Below are 2,384 nucleotides of genomic sequence, written 5' to 3'. Positions count from 1 at the left end.
CTCTGCGCAAAACCTCGCGGAGTTTACGGCGCTCATACGGCGATAATTCAATTGTGGCCACTGGCAATCCCTCCGATCGCCGTTGACCCTACTATCAAGTTGCAAAGTGATCAAAGACTTTTGCTTAGGTACCTAGCTTTCACAATGCGGAAAGGCACATCCCTTTCTACCGACCTTTCGATCTTGAAACGAATGCATATACTCCATAGCCGTGAACTGAATGCCTAAGTTGGAAGCTACTTATTTCACCAACTTCAATTTGGTCCTCTCGAAGCCAGATGGTACCTTTGAACGCAATCATGAATTGACTTAGATCTTTGACCAGACCGTTTCCGATCTCCTGGATCTTGGCAATCATTTCTTTTTGTCTAAGGCTTATATAGCGATCCGCAGACCCCCGACTTATTACAACGGGCGTGCCATTCACTATAGTTAGAACGCCTTCGATGAAGACCTCATTGCGATCCAGATCTTTTCGTGCATACGCTTCAGAAGGTTGCAAGGTTCGAAGGGATCGAATATACCCATCGTGCAAGGAATCGGCACTTTTCCATACGACGCAATTCTGATGGGCACGGTCTTTCTCGAAAAGAACAGTGCGGGCATTTAAGTCATTCTGAACAAGAGTTTCTCGAATTGATTCAAGATCCCTCTTTTTTCCTATGAAGAAGTAAGGAGACCACTTCTTCGCCAGAGCCAAAGCTTCTTTACCATCCAGCTCAAATATTCGCCGCAGCTTCAAAGCAGTGAGCTTGGCATCATGGCTGTCCAGTTCGATGCCCCATTCAGAATTCGATTTCCTAGCCTTGAGTTCAAATTCGTAATCTTCAATGAGCTCAAGTTCATTTCCGCCAGAACCAAATACCCTAATTTCGCCTGTTTCCTTATTGAAGAGAACGGGGCCCGGTCCCGCCCAAGCATCCCTAACTTCTCTGGTCCGGTGGAAGGTGGCATTATTATAGTAAAACGACCACCCAAAGGTTGTTTCCGAAGTCAAATCGTCAAAAACAACTGCCTCGGTGTTATCACCGTTTTTTCTCAAGCATTTGTCGTACACAAGCATTTTTGCTTCTTCATAGGTATAGGCCACTTAATCCTCCAATTCCCAGATGGAGTATATGCTGGGTTACTATTTACTGCACTTTGAGCTCGACGACCGGTTTTAGTACACAAATGACCTGTACAATGTCGCGGCATAGACACTGTGCATACAGCAATAATAACGCACTGAAAAGCTAAAAATGATCGCGGTAGGAGTCGCACAATCCTGATTCATCGTTGTTTCGTTTTTTTATTTTTCCATTCCATCACTGCGGGTGCTCGGGAGATGCGCAACAACTACGGTCGGGCCGTGACCGCAGTGCTGACATGCGCTTGCCATGCGACAAGACTGCGGAACTTTTGCTACCGCAGTGGCGACAAGAGCTCGGTAATGGGAAATGGACTATGCCCTGCGCATATAGGCTACGCGCCAGCCGCCTTGTTAGGCAGACAGATCTCAGCGCGAAACACAAGATCGCCGGCTTTTCCTATCTGGAAGGAGCAATCACGAAAGAGATATCTATACTCATCAAACTCCTCCCTCTTGCGGGCAATGAAGAATTCCAGGAGTGCTCGTATTTCATCAGCTTCCGCAGGGATTCGCGAACGCATACCTGCGAGCAAATTGTGACGATCGTCATCCGGATAGCAGTCGTGATAAACGACGGCATTCCAGATCGTCCAGGGAGTCTCGAGCAGTTTATTGAGTTCCTCGACGCTTTTCCCGCCGGCATGGTGCCACTCATTGATAAGCGGCTCCATAAATTCCTGCAGGACCGCAGATACGGGCCTTCAAAGGGTTAGCGCCGCCACATCAGAAGTCATCATCTCTCGTGCTCCTCCCTTCAATTTGGTGGGTAGAGTATCACGGGCCAGAACTATGCTCCTCTATCTTTTGTTGCTTCGGTAAGGAGGGGATGCGTTCAACCAGTGGTTGAGAGCATGTGACGTATCGCACACTCAGCAGGATATGAGCAGACGCCATGCGCGCATTACCGATATTAGCGTCATTCACCAGATGTGAGGCTTGTGGTATCTGGGTTTGATGGTCGAGGTTCCTGAGAGCCGATAACAGCGTCCGTAAATTGCCGGCTCCGAGAAGCTTTGACAATTTAAGGCTGCAGGTGCTCGCCAGCTGCATAGGGGTGGCGCTTGATCGCATATTTGGTGCGCAGAGATCCTGCATATACCGATCAGCGGGTTTCCCTGAGCATCATGTGTGAAGGAAACTGGACAGAAATCCTTTTTACGCTCCCGATCGGGTGTGTCATATCGTGCAACAAAACCGATAGTCTGACCCTGCAAATTCTTGTAGCAATAAACCTGACTCGGCTTTCCGTGTT

Annotated in this window: 3 protein-coding genes; 1 reads left to right on the top strand and 2 read right to left on the bottom strand. The window is 48.4% G+C overall.

Annotated elements, in window-relative coordinates; genetic code table 11:
• Window positions 1-166: 166 nt before the first annotated feature.
• Both VE954_RS32115 and VE954_RS32110 read right to left on the bottom strand, forming a co-directional pair.
• Window positions 167-1,090 carry a YrhB domain-containing protein gene (locus VE954_RS32115; RefSeq protein ID WP_324960716.1) on the bottom strand — a complete coding sequence of 308 codons (924 nt, stop codon included), beginning with the start codon at window positions 1,088-1,090 and terminating at the stop codon, window positions 167-169.
• 374 nt (window positions 1,091-1,464) lie between these two features.
• Window positions 1,465-1,803: a hypothetical protein gene (locus VE954_RS32110; RefSeq protein ID WP_324960714.1), complete on the bottom strand. Its 339-nt coding sequence runs from the start codon at window positions 1,801-1,803 to the stop codon at window positions 1,465-1,467.
• Window positions 1,804-2,193: 390 nt separating this feature from the next.
• Here VE954_RS32110 and VE954_RS32105 point away from each other — a divergent pair.
• The coding region (locus VE954_RS32105; RefSeq protein ID WP_324960712.1) for a hypothetical protein at window positions 2,194-2,384 on the top strand (191 nt) is incomplete at its 3' end.

It is taken from the genome of Oligoflexus sp. (assembly GCF_035638955.1).
GTDB lineage: Bacteria > Bdellovibrionota_B > Oligoflexia > Oligoflexales > Oligoflexaceae > Oligoflexus.
This window is presented reverse-complemented; position numbering and strand designations above follow the sequence as displayed.